4 protein-coding genes are annotated in these 4,851 nt (G+C 54.7%); 2 read left to right on the top strand and 2 right to left on the bottom strand.

Annotated features, from left to right (window positions below):
* Positions 1-514 precede the first annotated feature (514 nt).
* Together HMPREF3014_RS33035 and HMPREF3014_RS04200 are read left to right on the top strand one after the other, a co-directional pair.
* Positions 515-877, top strand: a complete 363-nt coding sequence (locus HMPREF3014_RS33035; protein WP_071534424.1) for a cupin domain-containing protein — start codon at positions 515-517, stop codon at positions 875-877.
* 23 nt (positions 878-900) lie between these two features.
* The gene (locus tag HMPREF3014_RS04200) at positions 901-1,464 is read left to right on the top strand and encodes a chlorite dismutase family protein (protein ID WP_026084028.1); all 564 of its coding nucleotides are present in this window, start codon (positions 901-903) and stop codon (positions 1,462-1,464) included.
* A 144-nt stretch (positions 1,465-1,608) separates the two neighbouring features.
* Here the strand turns inward: HMPREF3014_RS04200 and HMPREF3014_RS04195 are convergent, their stop codons facing one another.
* Positions 1,609-3,774 (bottom strand): site-specific integrase, encoded by a 2,166-nt coding sequence (locus HMPREF3014_RS04195; protein WP_011914409.1) that lies wholly within the window; start codon positions 3,772-3,774, stop codon positions 1,609-1,611.
* On the bottom strand, positions 3,771-4,790 hold the full coding sequence (locus HMPREF3014_RS33030; RefSeq protein ID WP_011914410.1) for a tyrosine-type recombinase/integrase: 1,020 nt from the start codon (positions 4,788-4,790) through the stop codon (positions 3,771-3,773). The genes HMPREF3014_RS04195 and HMPREF3014_RS33030 overlap by 4 nt, the downstream gene beginning before the upstream one ends.
* Positions 4,791-4,851: the final 61 nt, after the last annotated feature.

Here is a 4,851-nt window from a genome sequence, read left to right as displayed (position 1 = left end):
TCGCCGTTTATGTGTAATAGAAAGTCAATAAGAACCGGGCCATGCTCGCCCTTGGAGCTTCTCATACCCAACCGGTATGGCTGTAGCTTCTGAGGAGATCGCCGTCGCTCACCGGATCATCCGGTCATCCTGTTAGTAACCGGTCAAAGCTGATCTGTTACATCGAAGGCGGACACCTGTCCATCGACAACACCCCTGCCGAGCGGTGAACCGCCCTCCCATGTACATATGACCAAAACGTCGCCGTTATCCTACCGTTCTGTCATGCCTACCCACGACGGAGTATTGACGGTCTCCGTCCTATAACATAGCTTTTCCGAAAGGCGCTCAAGTACATATCGTCATGTGCATACGAGCCTCGTGTCGTTAAAAGAAATGGTTGGTGCCGCATGAAAGTGCTCTTCATGATGCCGTTCGGCGTGTCGAGCTTCTCCGCCCCCATCAAGATCAAGGCTTCGTCTTGGTGTTAGTGCCAGATGCACGTCACCTTGCGGTGCAGGAATGGAGTGTGAACATGAAAGCAGAAACGGAATCGCGGATTTTTTCGGTGGACGAATATGTCCGTCCGTCTAACGGCGAACCGATCCGTTCAGTTGTTCTGGAGACCAACGATTCTGTCGTTGTAGTTTGGCACGCCTACCCTAGGCAGGAAATAGCTGCCCATGTCCATCCTCACGGCCAAGATACTTGGACGGTTATCTCAGGTGAGGCCAAGTATTATCAAGGCAACGGCGTAGAAATTCATCTTAAAGCTGGAGATATTGCCATTGCAAAACCTGGGCAAGTACATGGTGCCGTGAACTCTGGTCCAGGACCTTTCATATTTGTCTCCGTGGTTGCGCCGGGCAGTGCAGGTTTTGCGTTATCTGAGAAATAGGCGAAAGGCCTGAGAGGAACCTGATGAATACACGAGTATTTACGTTCGCTGGTGGAGAAACGGGGGTTTGGCGCGTTGTTGCGATGAATGCCGTGGCAGGAGCCCCTCTCCCTGGAATCCCACGGCTCAACGTAGCCGCTGGCTCTGTTTCGCCGCAGCCTCCGGGCACCAAATGGCTCCTTCGCGGGATAACGAGTAACGAGCGCTATGTCGTGCGTGAAGAGAAGGATCGTCTCGTGGCGAAGCAGCCAAGCTTGGGTCGAGCAGAGGCTACCTGCGCCGCCCTGATCCCTATCCGGAAAAACCCCTCATGGTGGGGACTGTCTCAAGACGAACGCCGGAAGATTTTTGAGGAACAGTCCCGTCACATTCACATCGGGCTCCAATATCTCCCTGCTGTGGCCCGCCGCCTCCACCATTGTCGGGACCTGGGCGAGAACGAACCCTTCGACTTCTTGACTTGGTTCGAATATTCCCCGTCTGATGAGACGGCCTTTAACAGGCTTCTGGCCGAACTCCGAGCCTCGGTGGAGTGGCAGTATGTCGACAGAGAAATCGACATCCGGCTAGTGCATGAGCCGGCCTAGCATCAGGTTTAACTTCGATCTACGTGCGGCACACTCCTGCGACACCCGCAGCCCAGCAAAACCCCGAAAAATCTAGTGTGTCGCATAACTTAGGAGTAACGCGACAGGTATGTCTAGCGAGCCACTAGTCGCTTAAGAACTTTTCTACTTATAGCCTCCTCTTTCTCTCATCGATCTCCTCGGCATCCTGCCGTCTAGAGCCGGCACATTGTCCAGCTTTCGAATGAGGCTCTCCAGCTTTTCCAAGTCGCCCTCGGCAATGGCTCGCTCGTCGGGAGTTAAAGGCACGGCCTCCAAGTACCGTCCGATAGACGATTTGCTTTCCAATGCTTGGGCCCTTGCGCTGGCTTTCGGCAAGTTGAAGTCACACCCCGCACAGGCCATGCGATGTGGGCAGCTGCTCCAGAAGGGATTTGAACAATACGAGTCGCCCAAGTCATAGAAGGTGTAGGGGGCATCTGAATGGCGAACAATTACGTCATGATCGATCAAAACGGAGACCATATGGGCCATTTGATCGGCTTTAACGAAGGATGCTGCCAGCTTGGTAGGCCGAATTCGAATGTAATGCAAAGTCGAATTCGGCGAGCTATGTCCCGACCACTGCATTAGCTCGATCAGCGACATGCCCTGAGGGACGCTGGCGAGCGCCGTCACTGCGGAGGCACGTCCCCGGTGGCTGGTGATTCGCCCGCGACTGTCCTCCAGTGGCACACCCGCCTTGGCGCATAGCATTGGAATGATGGTGCCATTAATGACACTGGAGCCTATGCGCTTGCCTCGAAACTGAAATAGGTAGCTAACTTTTTCCCCGGTTCGCTCATCCAGCAAAGCGGCCTGGTTAGCAGGCCTGTCCTCCAGCCAGGCGTCAATGCGCTCCTTCACGACCACCGCTACAGGTTTGACGAAAGCTTTGAACGTCTTGCTGGCAGGAATATCGAGATAGCATAAAGTTTTTGCTGGAACGATGGTCCCATCCTCGTGTACCACATCATTGGTCTGAGGATGCGCGCATCTTTTATCCAAGCGCATGATTTCATTGCTGCGCAAACCAGCGTGCGTCCACACTACAGCAATGGCTTGAACCATCGACAGCGGATAGTGAATCTCCGAAAGCAGATCACTACGCTCAAGATTTAGACTCGCCCAAATCAGCTTGAGCCAGGTCGAGTCATCAATTACCCGCGGGTTGATACCCGAGTTGAATGTCACGGATCGCGGGGTGGCGAGGTGATGCCGGGGGCTGAACTTCAAACGACCCCATCCCCAGAGTTCAAAGTCTGTAAAAAATCGTCGCAAGGCATGTAGAAAGCCGCGCTTCGAGTTGGCAGCGATAGGCTGACCAAGCCCCTTTAGCTGTGTTCCCTTCGCTGACTCCAAAGCCCACTCACCGACCGTCATCCGGTCGACGGCAGCAATAAATGCAGCGCAAGTGGACATGCTCCAATCGGTAGGCGCCGCCATTCCTGATTGCTCGCGCGCTAGCCAGACACCGGTCCTCAAGATAAAACTGTAATTGCTTTCACGTGTGCGTGGACGCAAGGTGGAAGTGTCTCGCCATCGACGGCACCACATTGCCCAAGTCGGATCGATGCCTTCGATGCTTTTCGCCCGCCAACAGGTATAGCCTCGCATGCGTAAAGGTTTCGCCAAAATCCCCATGGCAGCGAGGCCGTGAGATACCTTTCCGACCGATCTCGCGACACCTTCGCTTCGATGCTGTTGGCCCTTCAGTAGCAGTTCCTCGGTGAATGTCTCCAACCGCGGATCGCCGTTTTCCAGCATCAAGGCACCCAGCACGTTGGAAAGGAACTGCTCAAGATGGCGAGCAGCGTAGCCCAGCGATCTCAACGCTTGGCTCAAGCGAACGTGCTCATGTCTGAACACGGCATGGCCGAAGATAAAAGAAGCATATATCGCCGGCTGCCGGAATTTGGCGATACGCTGCGGGGTTCGAAAATCGCCGAGATGGTAAGCAACGGAAGCGAGATATGGTCGTGATCCTGCTCGATTACTGAGCAAGGTCAACCACTGCGACTCAGACCAACACCAGTAGGGTTTACCGGTTTTGCTGACATTCCAGAGAATGACTGCCACTGATGAAATGGCTAATCGCTGAGAAACGCCGCTGTGCGCCGCTATATCAGCTAGCGGCCTCATGAGCTCAGGTATCTCTGATTGGAGGTAGCCCCAGTCTGAACGGTGAGAGCGATTCGAAAGTATGCTCAGCTCGATTTTCGATAGATCGCTCTGACGTACGTACTTGCTCGCGTCGAACGGAACATAAGGGGTGACTGAGGGGGTGCTCATAGCAATGCCTCAGACCCAAAGAGTTCACAGAACATCCGAGCATCGAGACTGCCGACGGAGTGCGCCATCTTTGCGGTTAAATCCGCGCCAGATAGGTGCAGGTAAATCAAAGTGGTTTTGGGGTCTCGATGTCCAGCATACGTGGTCAGTTCATGGAGCTTCCAGCCCGCACGGGCCAGATGGGTAAGCCGAAGGTGGCGAAAGGTATGAGTGCTCAGGTGCGATAGTTTCGCTTCCTTGGCCCACCCTTCAACCGTTTTACTCCACGCCCAACGGGACAGTGGCGAGCCTCGATTACGATCTGATGCTGATCGAAACAACGAACCTCGCATCCAGCCAGCGCCGCGAAGAGCATGTAGATGCTCTATCAAGACAGGTGCAATGTCTGGGCTGTAGCACACGACGCGGCTGCGTTTGCCTTTGGTCGTTTCCGCTCGCACCGAGATCAGTCGGTGTGCAACGTCTAAATCCTCAATACGCAAGGCCACCAACTCGGCACGGCGAAGAGCCCCGAAATACGCCAACGACAGCATTAGTCGATCACGGATAGACGACCTGGCCGCAATACTGAGAAAGTGTCGCCACTGCTCATCGGTGGGAATGTCTGGCAACTTAATCAGCCGTGGGAGCAAGCCCCTGACAAACCCTCCATGTCCAGGCACTTGGGCCAGCCGACCATGCTGTCCGCGGGGCACGGGGTTGTGCTCGCAAAGACCCTGAAAAACGAGGTGGTCGTACCACAACCGGATAGCAGTAAGCCGCTGGTGCAAGGTTGAATTCGCCACCGCGCTCTTTGCGCCAGGTAGCAGCTCACGGATGTAGAGCGTGACTTGTTCGAATGTCGCGGATTCGGGTTTCAGCCCACTCCCTTCGCAATGCAATAAGTAATGCGCAAGGGCACGGCCATAGGCGTCAAGGGTGGCCGGCGCACGCCCCAGATTACCCAAGAGCTCCAGCCAAGCTTGTACACTGGAATAACGACTTAACACTTGCTTGTGCAATGGGGTGGTGGTCATGGGCGCCCCCTGAGCGTCAACGGATTCAGCCTAGCTCAAAAGCATTCCACCTAACTTAATA

It is taken from the genome of Pseudomonas sp. HMSC065H01, from assembly GCF_001815235.1.
GTDB lineage: Bacteria > Pseudomonadota > Gammaproteobacteria > Pseudomonadales > Pseudomonadaceae > Pseudomonas > Pseudomonas aeruginosa.
The sequence above is the reverse complement of the archived record's forward strand: the minus strand, read 5'-3'. Positions and strand labels throughout refer to the sequence as shown.

Excerpts from the sequence above, each read along its gene's own strand:
- HMPREF3014_RS04195 (WP_011914409.1), bottom strand. The coding sequence starts at position 3,774 with ATGAGCACCCCCTCAGTCACCCCTTATGTTCCGTTCGACGCGAGCAAG.
- HMPREF3014_RS33030 (WP_011914410.1), bottom strand. The coding sequence starts at position 4,790 with ATGACCACCACCCCATTGCACAAGCAAGTGTTAAGTCGTTATTCCAGT.
- HMPREF3014_RS04200 (WP_026084028.1), top strand. The coding sequence starts at position 901 with ATGAATACACGAGTATTTACGTTCGCTGGTGGAGAAACGGGGGTTTGG.
- HMPREF3014_RS33035 (WP_071534424.1), top strand. The coding sequence starts at position 515 with ATGAAAGCAGAAACGGAATCGCGGATTTTTTCGGTGGACGAATATGTC.